The sequence below is a fragment of the Accumulibacter sp. genome (genome assembly GCF_029255285.1).
Lineage (GTDB): Bacteria > Pseudomonadota > Gammaproteobacteria > Burkholderiales > Rhodocyclaceae > Accumulibacter.
Window position 1 is genome coordinate 66,442 of sequence record NZ_JAPUVI010000085.1, and the last position, 15,828, is coordinate 82,269.

Annotated in this window: 13 protein-coding genes and 1 pseudogene; 1 reads left to right on the plus strand and 13 read right to left on the minus strand. The window is 62.1% G+C overall.

Annotated features, from left to right (window positions below; translation table 11 throughout):
• Window positions 1–5: 5 nt before the first annotated feature.
• From porA to Q1M07_RS09655, 7 genes are all read right to left on the minus strand, one after another.
• A complete protein-coding gene (gene porA, locus Q1M07_RS09625; protein ID WP_300453372.1) occupies window positions 6–1,259 on the minus strand; it encodes a pyruvate ferredoxin oxidoreductase in 1,254 nt (417 codons plus the stop codon).
• Window positions 1,252–1,848, minus strand: coding sequence for a 2-oxoacid:acceptor oxidoreductase family protein (locus Q1M07_RS09630; protein WP_300453374.1), 597 nt, complete (start codon window positions 1,846–1,848; stop codon window positions 1,252–1,254). Before Q1M07_RS09630 ends, porA begins: the two co-directional genes overlap by 8 nt.
• Before the next feature lie 108 nt (window positions 1,849–1,956).
• Complete coding sequence (locus tag Q1M07_RS09635) at window positions 1,957–3,015, minus strand: MaoC family dehydratase (RefSeq protein ID WP_300453376.1); 1,059 nt, start codon at window positions 3,013–3,015, stop codon at window positions 1,957–1,959.
• Between the two features lie 36 nt (window positions 3,016–3,051).
• Complete coding sequence (locus Q1M07_RS09640; RefSeq protein ID WP_300453377.1) at window positions 3,052–4,095, minus strand: CoA ester lyase; 1,044 nt, start codon at window positions 4,093–4,095, stop codon at window positions 3,052–3,054.
• A gap of 70 nt (window positions 4,096–4,165) precedes the next feature.
• Window positions 4,166–5,386, minus strand: coding sequence for a 2-methylfumaryl-CoA isomerase (locus Q1M07_RS09645; protein ID WP_300453379.1), 1,221 nt, complete (start codon window positions 5,384–5,386; stop codon window positions 4,166–4,168).
• Between the two features lie 22 nt (window positions 5,387–5,408).
• Window positions 5,409–6,635 (minus strand): CoA transferase, encoded by a 1,227-nt coding sequence (locus Q1M07_RS09650; protein WP_300453381.1) that lies wholly within the window; start codon window positions 6,633–6,635, stop codon window positions 5,409–5,411.
• Between the two features lie 23 nt (window positions 6,636–6,658).
• Window positions 6,659–7,846, minus strand: coding sequence for a CoA transferase (locus tag Q1M07_RS09655; RefSeq protein ID WP_300453445.1), 1,188 nt, complete (start codon window positions 7,844–7,846; stop codon window positions 6,659–6,661).
• A gap of 389 nt (window positions 7,847–8,235) precedes the next feature.
• Here Q1M07_RS09655 and Q1M07_RS09660 point away from each other — a divergent pair, with 389 nt between their 5' ends.
• Window positions 8,236–9,090 carry an acyl-CoA dehydrogenase gene (locus tag Q1M07_RS09660; protein ID WP_300453382.1) on the plus strand — a complete coding sequence of 285 codons (855 nt, stop codon included), beginning with the start codon at window positions 8,236–8,238 and terminating at the stop codon, window positions 9,088–9,090.
• A gap of 99 nt (window positions 9,091–9,189) precedes the next feature.
• Here Q1M07_RS09660 and Q1M07_RS09665 read toward each other — a convergent pair whose 3' ends face one another.
• The 6 genes and pseudogenes from Q1M07_RS09665 to Q1M07_RS09690 form a co-directional block, all read right to left on the minus strand.
• Window positions 9,190–9,639 (minus strand): MaoC family dehydratase, encoded by a 450-nt coding sequence (locus tag Q1M07_RS09665; RefSeq protein ID WP_300453384.1) that lies wholly within the window; start codon window positions 9,637–9,639, stop codon window positions 9,190–9,192.
• Window positions 9,640–9,928: 289 nt separating this feature from the next.
• The gene (locus tag Q1M07_RS09670) at window positions 9,929–10,906 is read right to left on the minus strand and encodes an NADPH:quinone oxidoreductase family protein (RefSeq protein WP_300453385.1); all 978 of its coding nucleotides are present in this window, start codon (window positions 10,904–10,906) and stop codon (window positions 9,929–9,931) included.
• A gap of 107 nt (window positions 10,907–11,013) precedes the next feature.
• A complete protein-coding gene (locus tag Q1M07_RS09675; protein ID WP_366984054.1) occupies window positions 11,014–11,553 on the minus strand; it encodes a CBS domain-containing protein in 540 nt (179 codons plus the stop codon).
• Window positions 11,536–12,768 (minus strand): annotated as a pseudogene (gene ccrA, locus Q1M07_RS09680) (crotonyl-CoA carboxylase/reductase); the annotation flags it as partial. The gene Q1M07_RS09675 and the pseudogene ccrA, both read right to left, overlap by 18 nt.
• A gap of 10 nt (window positions 12,769–12,778) precedes the next feature.
• Window positions 12,779–13,882, minus strand: coding sequence for a methylmalonyl Co-A mutase-associated GTPase MeaB (locus Q1M07_RS09685; protein ID WP_366984050.1), 1,104 nt, complete (start codon window positions 13,880–13,882; stop codon window positions 12,779–12,781).
• Window positions 13,809–15,827, minus strand: coding sequence for a protein meaA (locus Q1M07_RS09690; protein WP_300453389.1), 2,019 nt, complete (start codon window positions 15,825–15,827; stop codon window positions 13,809–13,811). The genes Q1M07_RS09685 and Q1M07_RS09690 overlap by 74 nt, the downstream gene beginning before the upstream one ends.
• Window position 15,828: the final 1 nt, after the last annotated feature.

A 15,828-nucleotide genomic window follows, 5' to 3' on the forward strand; every position in this document is an offset into this window, starting at 1 on the left:
TCTCCTCAGCCTATACGGGCAGCAACGACGCCGACATCACGCAGCATGCTTTCGGCAGCCGGACCAGAGCGGCGCTTGGTGCGTTCGCGTTCGAGCTGTTTGTTGACCACGTTCCAGTCGAGATCGAGGAAGGTGAGGTGGCCCAGTTCGCCACGGATCGCCTTGCCAAAGAGCGCGCGCAGTGACTTGCGGGTGATTGCCCGGCCACCGAGTCCAGCGACGACCGTGTGTCCATGGAGTTGCAGCCCCGACATCGCCATGCGCACGTCGGTTGATAGGACACCGCCAATGCCGACGGCCAAGCTCTTCTCCAGAACGACAACGCGCTGCGCGTTCTGCAGGGCGGTGCGCACGCTCTCGATCGGGAACGGACGGTAGGAGGTGATGCCCAGCACGCCGATTTTCTCGCCGGCGCTGCGCATGTCGTCGACTGTGTCCTTGATCGTTCCCAGCACCGAGCCCATGGCCACGACGATGGTTTCGGCGTCGTCCACTAGATAGGAATGCGTCAGGCCACCTGAATCGCGACCAAATATCTGCTTGAACTGCTCGGCCATTTGCGGGATAAGTTCAAGCGCCTGCATCTGTTTGGCGTGCGCGAGATAGCGTACTTCCGAGAACGCCTCGGGACCGACCATGGCGCCGATCGACACCGGCTCCGTTGGATCGAGCACCTGCCGCGGTTCGTAAGGTGGCAGGAAGGCATCGACCTGTTCCTGTGTCGGCACGTCCACCCGTTCGTAGGCGTGCGTCAGGATGAAGCCGTCCATGCAGACCATTACCGGCAGGCTGACTTCTTCGGCCAGCTTGAAAGCCTGAATGTGCAGGTCGAGGGCTTCCTGGTTGGTTTCGGCGAAGAGTTGAATCCAGCCGCTGTCACGTTGCGAGAGCGCGTCGGTGTGGTCATTCCAGATGTTGATGGGAGCGCCTATCGCTCGGTTGGCGACCGTCATTACGATCGGCAGGCCCAGACCGGAAGCGTTGTAGACCGCTTCGGCCATGAACAGCAGACCCTGTGACGCCGTCGCGGTATAGGTGCGGGCACCGGTTGCCGACGAGCCGATGGCGACGCTCATCGCGGCGAACTCGGATTCGACGTTGATGAACTCGCAGTTGGCAATCTCGCCCGCCTTGACCATTTCGCCAAGGCCTTCGACGATGTGCGTCTGCGGTGAAATCGGGTAGGCGCAGATCACTTCGGGCCGGCACAGCCCGACGGCTTCGGCGACGGCGTGTGAACCTTCGGTTTGCTTAAGCATGTGCGGCCTCCTGATGACGTGCCGCGGCAATTTCGTCGGCAACGAACTGATACGCTTCGGTTGCCGCAGCGATATTGCTGCTCGCTACCTTATCGGAAAACTTGGCGCTGATCGCCTTGATCACCGATTCGAGGCGGATGATGCCGGATGCCGCGGCGAAACCGGCCAGCAGAGGGACATTGGGCATCGGGCGGCCGACATGCTTGCGGCTGAGGTCGGTGGCGGGGACAGTGCATAGCCTCTCCGGCGGCCAGTCCCGGACGTAGTCGCCGAGGCCCAGTTCGTCGAACGAGCGGCTCGTGTTGATCAGTATGTATCCGCCTTTCTTCAGTCCTGAGAAGACGTCGACCTGGAGCAGCAGCGTCGGATCTTGAATGATCAGCGCATCGGGTTCCATGATCGGTTCGCGCAGTCGGATCTCCTGGTCGGCGATGCGGCAGAAGGCAACTACCGGGGCACCGGTTCTTTCCGAACCGAAACTCGGGAAGGCCTGGGCATGGCGGCCTTCCTCAAACGCAGCAATAGACAGCATCTCGGCGGCCGTTACCACGCCTTGGCCACCGCGACCGTGTATGCGGACTTGGAACATGTTTCCTCCATTGTTTTCCATCGTTTTTTTGACGCCTGCGCAGCATAGCTTAGTTCCAGTCCATTGAAAACAACGATACCTTGGCGTATGGCCAACCGCCGAACGGTTCTACGCGCGTCTCGGTATCAGGACCGTGTAATCGAAGTCGAGAAGGACGCTCGGATCGTAGCGACCGTCGCTGGTCTGGTAGGGAAAGTCGGCGCAGGGGCGGTCCTTGGTCGCTACGGTGCGCAGGCGCAAGGCGCCGAGGTCGTTGCGGCCCGGGAGGGTCAGTTTGTCGATCACTTCCGACCAAGCGTAAACAGTGTCGCCGGCAAAGGTTGGATTGACATGCCGGCCGCCGTTGATCGCCGTAACGAGAAAACCATTGGCCAGGCCATTGAAGGACAGCGCACGCGCCAAGCCTATGATGTAGCCACCGTAGATGAGGCGGCGGCCAAAACGTCCAGCCTGTTCGGCATGCTGATTGAAGTGCACGCGGGCGGTGTTCTGGTAGAGTCGGGTGGCCATCATGTGTTCGCTTTCCTCGATGGTCATACCATCCACGTGATCGATTCGTTCACCAACCTGATAGTCGTCCCACAGGCTGGGGCTGCCCGAAAGTCCGCAGTCGTACTGGTCGACACGGATCCCCGCCGGAACGACCAGATCGCTTGCCGCGACCGCATCGGGAAGCTCGGGAACGACCGCTTCGGGGGCCGGAGACGCGTGATCTCGCTTGCGCACCATGACCCAGCGGCAATAGTCGAGAGCGATCTGCTGGTGCTGGTTGACGCCGCGCGAGTGCACATAGACGATGCCCGTTTTGCCGTCCCGGTTTTCCTTGAGGCCGATTACCGTCGAATCGGCCGTCAGCGTATCACCCGGATAGACTCGGTGGCCGAAGCGGCCTGCGGAGTAGCCCAGGTTGGCGACGGCGTTCAGGGAGATGTCGGGTACCGTTTTGCCAAAGACGATGTTGAACGTCAGCAGGTTGTCTACCGGCGCTCGCGCGAAGCCCAGGCTGTGTGCGAAGGTGTCGGCCGAAGTGATGGCGAAGCGTGAGCCGGTCAGTGCCGTGTAGAGCGCCACATCGCCTTCGCTGATCGTTCTCGGGGTCGCATGGGCGATCGATTGTCCGACGCGGAAATCCTCGAAGAAATTTCCCAATCCTGTTTTGTCGCTCATCAAACTTTCTCCTTGTGGTGCCAAGTTACGGATCGCTTACCAGCCATAGGCGGCGGCCAGTTCCGGATCCCTTCTGGCGACCAGACGCGCCAGGTCGACGATGACCTTTGCCTGCTTCCAGGTGGCATCGTCCTGCATCTTGCCGTCGATCGTTGCCACGCCGCTGCCGTCGGGCATCGCTTCGAGGATGCGCTTGGCGAACAGCACTTCCTTGGCATCGGGGCTGAAGACCCGCTTGGCGATCGCGATCTGGTTGGGGGCCAGCGACCAGGCACCCGAACAGCCCATCAGAAAGGCATTGCGGAACTGAGCTTCGCAGGCCGCCTCGTCCTTGAGATCGCCGAACGGCCCGTAGAAGGAGCGCAAACCGTGTGCCACCGCGGCGTCGACCATACGCGCCACCGTGTAATGCCACAGATCCTGCTGGAAAAAGGCGCGTTGATCCTTTCCCGCCTCGGGATCGGCGAGGACGCCGTAACCCGGATGACCACCACCGACGCGGGTCGTCTTCATGCCGCGTGAGGCGGCAAGATCGGCGGGACCGAGGCTCAAGCCATGCATGCGTGGACTGGCGCGGCAGATCGCCTCGACGTTGGTGACACCCTGAGCTGTTTCGAGCAGGGCGTGCAGCAGAATCGGCTTCCTGATGGCGTATTTCGCTTCGAGCAGCGAGACGTATTGATCGACGAAGTGAATGTCCCAGGGGCCTTCGACCTTGGGAATCATGATTACGTCGAGCTTGTTGCCGACGTGTTTGATGATCTCGTTGAGGTCGTCGAGTACCCACGGGCTGTTGAGGGCGTTGATTCGCACCCACATGCCGGTGTCGCCGAAGTCGTTCGCGGTCAGCAGTTCGATGAATCCCGCGCGTGCTGCCTCCTTGGCTTCGATCGGGATGGCGTCCTCAAGGTTGCCGCACATCACGTCGCACTGTCTGGCGGTTTCGGGCGCCTTGGCGCGGATTTTGTCGATGTGCGGGGGAAAGAAATGAATCATTCTTTCCGGTCGTACCGGCAACTCGCGCAGCGGTTGCGGCGCACCGATGGCGAGAGGTTTGTAGAAGTGTACTGGTAGCTTCATGGCATGTTCCCTGGTCAAAAAGAATGCGTCGGGTACTTCGGCGCTGGCCAACGTGTGGCTCGCCGCTATTTCAGGTTGGTCCGGCGACGACGCGTGCATCGTGCAGGCGGCCGACCTCGGCCTCGCTCAGGCCGAGGACGTCGAGCAGAATCTCGTCAGTGTGTTCGCCGAGCCGCGGGGCCGGCATTGCCGGCAGGCGCGGCACGCCGCTGAAGTCGAGCGGCGACGACGGCATCAGGTAGGTGCCGACGCCGGGCTGGGCGGCGAGCGTGAACATGGGGTTGTCGGCCGAGCAGTCGGGGTCGGTGGCAATTTCTTCGCGCACGCTGCGATAGGGGCCCCAGGTGACACCGTGTGCATCGAGAGTCAGCGCGGCTTCGGCGAGCGTGCGCGCGTGGAACCACGGTTCGAGGAGCGCGGCGATTTCTTGGCGCGCCCGATAGCGATTACCTTCGTCGTCGAAGTCGAGCCCTAGCCGGGTCGAAAGCGCGCCGATCGACTCGCGCAGGCCGGTGGCTTTGGTCAGCCGGCGCCACTGCATGCCGGTCAGTCCCACGACCATCAGGCGCTTGCCGTCGAGCGTCGCGAAGTCGCGACCGAAAGCACCGTAGAGGTAGTTGCCTTGGCGCGGTCGGTCCGTGTCGTTGACCGCCGCTTCGGCTAGCATGCCGAAGTTGCCGAGCATTGCCAGCGCCACATCCTTCAGCGCCAGACGAACCAGCTGTCCTTCGCCGGTCAGCCGGCGGTGCCTTTCGGCTGCCAGAAGACCGATGGCGATCAAGTGACCGCTGATGAAGTCCCAGGCCGGGAAGACGTGGTTGACCACCTCCGGTGAACTGTTTGGCCCGGTCATCATGGGTAGGCCGACCTGCGGGTTCAGAGTGTAATCGACTTCTGAGCCGCCGTCGCGGCGCCCGGTGAGGTTCACCATGATCAGATCCGGACGGTGTTCCTTGAGCGATTCGTAGGCCAGCCAGCCTTTGGCGGGAAAGTTGGTGCTGAACAGGCCCGCGTGTTCTCCCGGCGCACAGATCAGCCGAGTGAGCAGTTCCTGCCCGCGCGGCAGGCGGAGGTCGACGGCGATCGAGCGTTTGCCCTTGTTGAGCCCCGCCCAGAAAAGGCTGTGCTTGCCGTCGAGGGTGAGTGGCCAGCGGCGGTAGTCGAGGCCGCCGCCGATCGGGTCGAAGCGTATGACCTCCGCTCCGAGCTGGGCCAGGGTCATGCCGCCGAGCGGCGCGGCGACAAAGGCCGAGCCTTCGACGATGCGCAGGCCCTTGAGAATTCCGTCCATTCCTTCCCTCCCAGAGTATGGCTCAGATCACGCGTTTGTCGCGCAGTTTGGCGATTTCGTCGGTGGTCAGCCCGAGAAGATCCGAAAGTACTTCTTCGGTGTGCTGTCCGAGACGCGGTCCAAGATGCTTGATTCGTCCCGGTGTCGCCGATAGGCGCGGGAGTACCGACGGAACGATGACCGTCTCGTCGATATCCGGTTCGTCGATGGCCACCAGATTGCGCCGGGAGTGGAACTGTCGGTCGCCAAAGATATCGGCAATGCTGTTCAGCGGGCCGGCCGGTGCGCCGGCGGCGAAACAGCGGGCAAGAAGGTCTTCACGGTGTAGCGACCCGCACCAGTCGCGGACAATCTCGTTGACGTCGTGACGATTTTCGAGGCGGGTCTTCTGGTTGCCGTAGACGTGCGGTGCGGCGAGTTCCGGGCGGCCCATGGCGATTGCCAGGCGCTCGAAGAGCTTGTCGGTGACGCACGAAATGGCGACCCACTTGCCGTCGTCCTTGGTCGGGAAGTGACCGTGCGGACAAGCGAAGTCGTTATGTGTCGGTCCGTGCCGCTCGCGCACCCGGCCGAACATGCCGTAGGCCGGCGCCAGTTCGTCGGTGCAGCGAAAGACCGATTCGTACAGCGCGGCGTCGATGTATTGTCCTTGGCCGGTGCGTTCACGGTGACGCAAGGCCATCAGGATGCCGAGACAGCCATAGAGGCCGGTCAGGTAGTCGCCGAGAGTCGTCGAACCCGGTGTCACTGGCGTACCGCGCGGCATTCCCGAGAGGAAGGCAATACCGCCGACGGCATGCGCGACGCGGGCGAAACCGGGTCGGTCGCGGTAGGGGCCGGTTTGTCCATAGCCGGTAACGCGCAGCATGATCAGACCGGGGTTGATCTTGCGCAGCACGTCCCAGCCCAGTCCCCACTTTTCGAGGGTTCCGGGCCGGAAATTCTCGCACAGGACGTCCGATTTCTCGATCAGCTTCTTGAACAGCTCGACACCGTCCGGCAGGTGCAGGTCGAGCGTTACGGAGCGTTTGTTGCGTGCCTCGCTGAGCCAGGTCAGCGTATCCTTGCGACGGGTCGGGGTGCCGAAATGGCGCAACGGGTCGCCGCCTTTGGGGTTCTCGACCTTCAGTACGTCGGCGCCGAATTCGCCGAGGATGCTCGCGCTGTAAGGCGCGGCAATGACCGTTGCGGCATCGACGACCCGGATTCCGGCCAGTGGCAAACGGGTTTCTGACTGCTCAGTGGGCATGAATCTCCTGGCGAAAAGCCTGTTCAAATGATCTTGCGTTGCCGAAGCCGCTTGATTTCCTGTGCCGAAATGCCGAGCAGTTCGCGCAGGACCTCATACGTCGCGTTGCCCAGTGGCGGCCCGAGGTTGGAAATCCGGCCTGGCGTCTCGGAAAGCGTTGGCACGACACCCGGAATCACGACCTCGCCGAGGCCTTCCTCGGTCAGCCGGGCGAGATTGCCGCGTGCCTTGAAATGCTCGTCCTCGAACATGTCGGCGATACTATTGAGTTTACCGATCGGTACTTCGCGATCGATGCAGCGTTTCATGACTTCGTCGCGGGTCAGGGACCCGACCCATTCGATGACCATGCGGTTCACTTCGTCGCGCGCCGCGAGGCGCTTGCGCTGCTCGCCATAACGCTCGGCCGACGCGAGTTCGGGTCTTTCCATGGCTGTGGCAAAGCGCTCAAACATCTTGTCGGTGGTACAGGCAATTGCCACCCATTTGTCATCAAACGTGCGGAAGTGCCCGTGCGGAACGGCGACGAAGCTGCCCGCGCCTTCGCGCTCGCGAACCTTGCCGAACAGGCCGTAGGCGGCGGCGATTTCGTCCATCTGGCGAAAAACGGCTTCGTAGATGCCGATATCGACCATCTGGCCTTCGCCGGTCGCTTCGCGATGGCGCAGTGCGAGCAGGATGCCGATCGCGCCATAGAGGCTGGAAAGGTAGTCACCGAGCGGCGCCGTACCGGGCAGTACGGGCGTTTCGCCAGGGAAGCCGGCGAGGTAGGACAGGCCGGCAAAACCGTGTGCGATGTGCGAAAAGCCCGACCGTCGGCGGTACGGTCCGCTTTGCCCGTAGCCGGATACCCTTAGCATGACCAGAGCGGGATTGGCCAGGCGCAGTTCCTCCCAGCCGAGCCCCCATTCCTCCATCGTTCCGGGGCGGAAGTTCTCGATCAGGACATCGGACTTGGCGACCAGCTTGAGAAACAGTTCGACGCCTTCGTGTTGGCGCAGGTCGAGAGTGACCGATTTCTTGTTGCGCCCTTCGCTGAGCCAGGCTAGCGTCGCGTCGTGACGCTTCGACGCCGTTCCGAAGCGGCGCATCGGATCTCCGGCGATCGGGTGCTCGACCTTAAGGATCTCGGCACCGAACTCGCCGAGTATCGACGCCGCGTAGGGGCCAGCGAGAAAGGTTCCGACGTCGATGACGCGCAGACCGCTCATCGCCAGACGGTCGCTTTCGGGTGAGTGTTCCTGATCCTGATCTTCTAGGGCCCGGCGAGTGCCGGCGGCCGATTTCGCAGCGCTGGCCGGCGCCTCGTTCGCTGCGCCCGCGAATTCGGGTCGCGGCGGCGAGGCTGGCGCCGAAGCTGCTTCCTCTCTCATGGCTTATCCTCCCGATGGCCGGGCCGGGAAATCTGACGACTATTTCATCTTCACGCGCCAAGCCCGGTACCGACCTAAGCGACACAGTATATGGGCAAACGTCGCGCTTGGCGCAAGATTCGAGCACGCCGGCGAGTGGCTGTGGCCAGCCGGCGAAGGCTTGAGTTTGTTCGTTGGCTGTGCTGTACTTGCTGGACGGACTCGAAAAACACCGGAAGGAGTACAGCATGGACGACTCGGCAGCGGACTACGCGCAGTGGATTGGTCGCCGCGAGGTGACCGAGGATGAACTGTCGCTGGCGCCGGCGCTGGCCGCCGCGGCGACCTTCGACGACACCCTGACGCCGTTTGCCAAAGGCTTTGAGCTGCCACCCTTGTGGCACTGGTTTTATTTCCTGCCCAGGGCGCCACTGGCCCTCCTGGACGTCGATGGACATCCGCAGCGTGGCGGCTTCATGCCGCCGATTCCCTATCCGCGAAGAATGTTTGCCGGCGCGCACCTGCGCTTCCATCGGCCCTTGATCATCGGCCAGCCAGCGCGCCGCGAAGCCTTGATTCGCGACATTCGGCAGAAGTCTGGCCGCTCGGGATCGCTGGCCTTTGTCTCGGTGCTCTGCCAAATTTTCCAGAACGAACGGCTGTGCATCGAAGAGGAACAGGACATCGTTTACCGGGAACCAGGGCCGCCGCTAGCCGCGCCTCGCCCCAGCGACTGGCCTCCGCTTCCGGCGAGCGCCTGGTCTCGTGTCGTCACGCCGGACCCGCGACTCCTGTTCCGTTTTTCGGCATTGACCTTCAACGCCCACCGGATCCACTACGATCGCCCCTACGCGGTCCAGGAGGAGGGCTATCCCGGCTTGGTTGTGCACGGCCCGCTGACGGCAGTCCTGCTGCTGGAACTGGTTCGCCGGCAGATCGCGCAGCCGGTGCGCGAATACAGTTTCCGTGGTCTGGCGCCGCTGTTCGACCTGGCGCCTTTCCGTCTCGTTGCGACCGCTGACCAAGGCCGGGTGTCGCTCGAGGCGCAAGGACCGGACGGTACGGCGGCAATGCGCGCCGACGCTGAACTGACGCCAGTCTGAGCGCCGCCGCTGTGGCGAGCGAGTCGTGTCGGCCAAGCTGCGGCCGCCGGGGCCACCCGGACAGGCCGGGTTTTTACGCCGGCGCGGCTCGCTGGTCGCTTATTTGCCGGCGGCTTCCCGCTTTCGCTTCGAGGTAGTCATCAGTGTGGCTTCTCCATCGATGACTACCTTGTCGCCAACGGTGCAGACGGTATCGACCATCACCCGGCATTTGTCGGCGACGACTTCCTTCACCGTCACCCTGGCGTGAACCGTGTCGCCCGGGCGCACCGGTGCGCGGAAGCGCAAGGACTGGCTCAAGTAGATCGTTCCGGGGCCTGGCAGGCGATTGCCCAGTACCGCGGAAATCAGGCTGGCGGACAGCATGCCATGTGCGATGCGGCCGCCGAACATCGTCGTCTTGGCGAAGTCCTCATCCATATGAACCGCATTTACGTCCGTCGACACGCCAGCGAAAAGGACGATGTCCGCGTCGGTAATGGTTTTTGCGATTTCGGCGCTCATGCCGACAGACAAGTCTTCTATGTCGTAACCGTTTTGGGGATTCATGACAGTCCTTTCTCGTGATCATTAACACGGCATGGCCGCGTCCAAGGGATAGGCACTCGTTGTGGCGGGCGCCAGGCGATTTTGTCGAGCTTTCCGGAAGTCGCCAGCTTGATGTCGGGAGGGCAGGGATGACAGACCAAGCGGACGACAAGCAGTATAAAGGTGGACCTTGGCCAATAGCCAGTTCCGATCGTCGAAGTGCCGAGAAATAGACCCTCTGGTTTCTCGTCTGGCGTTTTTCTGCGGCGGACTAATGGCTTTCGGTCCATTGGCATGGCATTATAATGGCCTAATTCGGATTAATGACGACTTTGCCGGTCGATTTGCGATTAAGAACCAGATTGAGCGCTTCGACAGCACTTTGCAGCGGATACACCGCGGTCACATGCGGTTTGATCGCCCCGTCGAGATACCATTGAATCAAGGTTCGGAAACTCTCATTCAGACGTTGTGGATTTAATTCCACGTAGGCCGGCCAGTTGAGGCCGATGACGTCCACATTCTTGACCAGGAGATGATTGGCGGGGATCGGCGGGACCTTGCCGCTCGCAAAACCGACGACGAGGAGGCGCCCTTCGAAAGCGATGCTGCGCAAAGAAGCGCTGAACAACTCACCGCCAACCGGGTCGTAGACCACGTCAGCGCCACGACCGGCGGTGAGTTCCCGGATCCGTTCCGTCAAATCCACGCGGCTGCTGTCGATCAGGTGATCGGCGCCGTGCCGCCCGGCCACTGCCAGTTTTTCTGCGCCGTTGGCCGTGGCAATGACCGTCGCCCCCAACTGTTTGCCGATCGCCACGGCAGTCAATCCGACACCACCCGATGCGCCGTGTACAACCAGGGTTTCACCAGCGCGCAGGCGGGCCCGGTGCCACAGGGCGACGTGCGATGTACCGAACACCACCGGAAATGCCGCGCCGTCTTCCCAGGACATCGCCGCCGGTATCGGCACGCAGCGTCGGTGTTCGACGACGACCTGTTCGGCATAGCCACCGTGTGGTGTGATCGCGATCACCCGGTCGCCGATGGCGATTCCCTGTACGTCGGCACCCAATTCCAGAACCTCGCCGGACACTTCGAAGCCAGGGCTGAACGGTGGTTGCAGTTGATTTTGATATTGCCCGCGGATAATCAGGCCGTCGGCGAAATTTACCCCACAGGCACGGACCCGCAGACGTACCTGACCGGGTCCGGGACGTGGTTCGGGGACCTCGTCGAGGCGCAAAGCAGAAGGCCCGGAAAGCTCATGGCAGACGATGGCTTGCATGGCGACAACTCCTCGATCGCAGAAACCCCTTCCCCACCTTGAGGGGTGGGAAGGAGCGCGTTCCCTCCCCGAACGAGGGCGGGGAGGGGCGCGACGCGCTGCGGTGCTTACTCGCCGATGATCTTGCGTACCACGTCGGTCATCGAGATCACGCCGACGGGTTGGCCGCTCTCGGTTACCACGAGGCGATGCATGCGCCGGCCCGTCATCAGGCTGACCGCTTCGCTCAACAGCATGTCGGCGTCGCAGGTCGCGCAACCCGGAGTCATGATCTCCCTGGCACGCATCGACCGCGCCTCGTCCGGCGTCCGGCCTTGCCGTGCCAGCACCATATCTGTTTGCGAGACGACGCCGATCGCCTGGTTGTCGTCTCCCATTACCACCACGGCGTGAATTTCGTTACTGACCATGATCTTGGCGACTGTTCCGACGGTATCGTCCGGCGTGCAGGAAATGATGCCATGGTGCATCAGATCGCGAACCTTGGTGCCGTCGTCGGCGATGGTGAGCGCCTCGCCCTCGGCGATGTCGGGCAGCGGCGTAGACATGGGATACGGCGCCGGCGTGGTGTGTACGTCGCCCTTGGGAAGCGTCGGATGAACGATGGTCACCGGCGCTTTGCCGCTCGCACCAGTGCCGAATTCCATGGCGTTGATCAGAACGGACATGTTGCCGTGCGGGTGCTTGTTGTCGTGCATCAGTTGATGGGCCGTCGGCAGTTCTTCGTAGGTGAAGGCCCGCGACATGCAGGGATCCAGCAGGCCACGCAGAGCCAACTGGTTCATTTCGTTGGACTGCACCGCGTTGGCGAAGTGCGAACCTTGCAGGCGTTTCTGCCGCATCCACAGGTAGCGCAGGTCGACTGTGGCATTATAGCCAGTCGTGCCGGCGCAGACGACGACCATGCCGCCCGTCTCACAGACGAAGATTGAGGTCGGAATCGTCGTTTCGCCGGGATGTTCGAAGACGATGTTCGGCGCACGCTTTTCGCCCAGCACTTCCCATATCCTCGCCCCAAAGGAACGTACTCCTTTCAGCCACTTGGCGTAGCCGGCGTTGTCCTTCCAGTGCGGCAGCATTCCCCAGTGATCGAAGTCATTGCGGTTGATGCAGCCTTTCGCGCCCAGTTTCATGCAGTAGTCGTACTTGTCTTCGCCCGATACGACAGCCACCGAGGTTGCCCCGACCGCCTTGGCGATCTGTATCGCCATCGAACCCAGGCCGCCCGCGCCACCCCAGATCAGCGCCACGTCGCCCTTCTTGATCGAGCTGCTACCCCAGCCATGCAGCATCCGCCAGGCAGTCGCCGCGACCAGCGTATAGGCCGCTGATTCCTCCCAGTTCATGTGTTTGGGCTTCGGCATGCACTGATGACCTTGCACCTTGGTGAATTGGGCGAAACTGCCGAAATTGGTTTCGTAACCCCAAATCTTGAACGATGGCGAGTACATCGGGTCGCCGCCGTTCCGGACCCATTCGCAATGGCGATTCCACTGGCCGCAATGCATGACGACCTCGTCGCCTACCTTGACGTTGGTCACGTCCTTGCCGATGGCGTAGACGATGCCCGAGGCGTCGCTGCCGCCGATGTGGAAATCTTCAGGTTCGCCTGCTTTGTTGCGGGCGCCGATCACATTGACCGGGATTCCCAGGGCGGCCCAGACGTTGTTGTAGTTGATCCCCGCTGCCATGACCAGGACCAGTACCTCGTCGTCGGCGATTGACGGCGTGTTTACGACTTCTTTCTGAAACGCCTCGGTCGGTTTGCCGAAGCGGTCCTGGCGGATCAGCCAGGCATGCATTTTTTCCGGAACTTCACCCAAGGGAGGCTTGTCGCCCAGTTCATATAATGGTTTAGTCATTAGAATGCTCCTATGTGGTTGGACTGCCTGGTTGGTTTATCGATATGAACCTGGAAAAAATATGCTTTCGCATACGTTCATATTCTGCAAATTGATGCGATGGGTTTTCGCTCAGTCGCTGACCGATAAGGTGGCGACCTCCGAGGAGCTCGAGGCCAAATGTCCCGAACTCTTCCTTCAGCAGACGCACTACCCAGGCGCGCTGATGGCGCAGGCGTAGTTTGTCCAGCCAGCCGGCATTGGCGAGAAAACTTCTGTGTCTGTCGCAATGCTCTAGCATGGCCGTGATGCCGGTATGCGTCGTGGCGCTCACCAGACATACCGGATAATCCCAGTCCTCGCGGCGGTCCTGCCGCGGTGCGCTGCGGCCGATTTCGCTGGCCGTTTTATGCGCTGCTGCGCCAAGATCGGCTTTATTGACGGCGAAGATGTCCGGAATCTCGATGATGCCGGACTTCAGATACTGGATCGTGTCGCCCGAGGCCGGCTGCGCGACATAACAAACCGTGTCGCCGATCTCGGCAATATCAATTTCCGTCTGACCGACACCGACCGTTTCGATCACGACGATATCGAAGCAGGCCAACATCAGCCAGCTCATCGGCCAGACTTCGTTTGCCACGCCGCCCAGTTGATTGCGATTGGCCAGCGAGCGGATGAACAGTCCCTCGTCGTAGGACGCGTGCTTGATGCGGATGCGATCACCGAGCAGGGCGCCGCCGCCCAGCTCCGGTCGGCTCGATGGATCGACCGCAAGTACGCCAACGCTTCTGCCCGACAGGCGCCACTCGCGAATCATTGCGGCGACGAGTGACGACTTGCCGGCGCCGGGCGGGCCGGTGATGCCGATCAAATGACCGTCCTTGAGCCAGTGCTCGCCGGCCAGCGCCGCCAGCAGACGAGCGGAGCGGTTGCGCGCTTCGGCCAGCTTGTTGTCGAGCAGATTCAGGCCGCTGGCTACCGCCGCCCGCTCCCGGCGCAGGATCCGTAAAGCCAGCTGCTCGGGATCGGGAAGATCGACGATCTGAGTCATTTGCCGGTCAATGCAGCAAACCCAGCCGTTCCAGCCCGTTGCATTCGCGGACCAGGTCGACGATATCCCCCATGATGGCATTCAGACTGAAGTCCTTCGGCGTGTAGACGGCGCGCACTCCCAACGCGACCAGTCGTTCGGCATCCTCGCGTGGGATGATCCCGCCGGCGATTACCGGCAGGTTGGCGAGATCGCGCGAGCGCAGTTCCTGCAAAACCGATTCGACGAGCTCCATATGGCTTCCCGAGAGTATCGACAGGCCGACCACATGCACACCTTCTTCCTGCGCCGCCTGGGCGATCTGTTGCGGAGTCAGCCGGATGCCGTCATAGACGACTTCGAAGCCGACATCCCTGGCCTTTACCGCCACCTGTTCGGCGCCATTCGAATGGCCGTCCAGCCCGGGTTTGCCGACCAGCAGTTTCAGTGGACGGCCGATCGCGTTGCCGGTGCGGGCGACGCGCTCCCTGAGCTCGCTGACCTGGTCTTTCTTGCCAAGTACTTGGCGGCTGTCGATGGCGATGTCGATGCCTGTCGGTGGCCTGAACTCGCCGAACACGGCGCGCAGGGTGTCGCCCCATTCGCCGGTGCTGACTCCGGCCAGGGCACAGCGAATCGAACCGGGCATGACGTTCTCGCCGCTTTTTGCGGCGTCGGTCAGAGCCTGCAAGGCGGCTCGCACCTCCGCGTCGTTGCGGTTTCTGCGGTGCGCCTGCAGTCGTTCGATCTGTTCGCGTTCGGCGGCCGGATCGGTCTTCATGATGGCGCCGTCGCCGCCCAGGGTCAGCGGCGATTCGGCGGTTTCCTGGAAGCAGTTGACGCCGATGATTTTCAGGTCGCCCGATTCGATGGCGCGTAGGCGGTCCATATGGCTGCCGACCAGTTCGCGCTTGATATAGCCGGATTCGATCGCGGCGATGATCCCGCCCTGAGCCTCGACGTTCTCGATTTCGCGGCGCGCGCCCTCGATCAGCTCACTGACCTTGGCGGCGATGACCGGCGAGCCATCGAGAATGTCGCCGTACTCGAGCAGGTCGGTTTCGAAAGCCATCACCTGCTGCATGCGCAGCGCCCATTGCTGGTCCCAGGGGCGCGGCAGGCCCATGGCCTCGTTCCACGCTGGAAGCTGGATGGCACGAGCTCTGGCACGTTTCGAAAGGACCACCGCCAGCATTTCGAGAACGATTCGTTGGACGTTGTTTTCCGGTTGCGCTTCGGTCAGCCCCAGCGAGTTCACCTGGACGCCATAGCGGAAACGGCGAAGCTTGGGATCCGTCACCTGGTAGCGGGTCAGCGTCAACTGATCCCACAGTTCGCCGAAGGCCCTCAGCTTGCAGCACTCTTCGACGAAGCGGATGCCGGCGTTGACGAAGAACGAAATCCGCTCGACGACCTGGGGAAATGCCTGCGCTTCAATCTCGCCAGACGCCTTGACGCGGTCGAGGACCGCCATCGCCGTGCACAGTGCGTAGGCCAGCTCCTGAACCGGCGTTGCTCCCGCCTCTTGCAGGTGATAGCTGCAGACGTTGGTCGGGTTCCACTTCGGCACGTGTTTGACGGTGTAGTTGATCGTGTCCGCGATCAGGCGCATCGACGGGCCGGGCGGGTAGATGTAGGTGCCGCGCGAAAGGTACTCCTTGATGATGTCGTTTTGCGTGGTGCCGCTCAACTGGCTCGGGGCTATGCCCCGGCGTTGCGCCAGTCCGACGTAGAGTGACAACAACCATGCCGCCGTGGCGTTGATGGTCATCGAGGTGTTCATCTTGTCGAGCGGGATCTCGGCGAACAATTGATCCATGTCCTCGATGTGCGAGATCGGTACACCGACCTTTCCCACCTCGCCTCGCGCCAAGGGGCTGTCGGCGTCGTAGCCGGTTTGCGTCGGCAGATCGAAAGCCACCGACAATCCCGTTTGACCTTTGGCGAGATTGGTTCGATAGAGCTCGTTGGAAGCTTTGGCGGAGCTGTGACCGCTATAGGTTCGCATCAACCACGGTTGATCGCGATCTTTCGGGGCGGCAGGCATG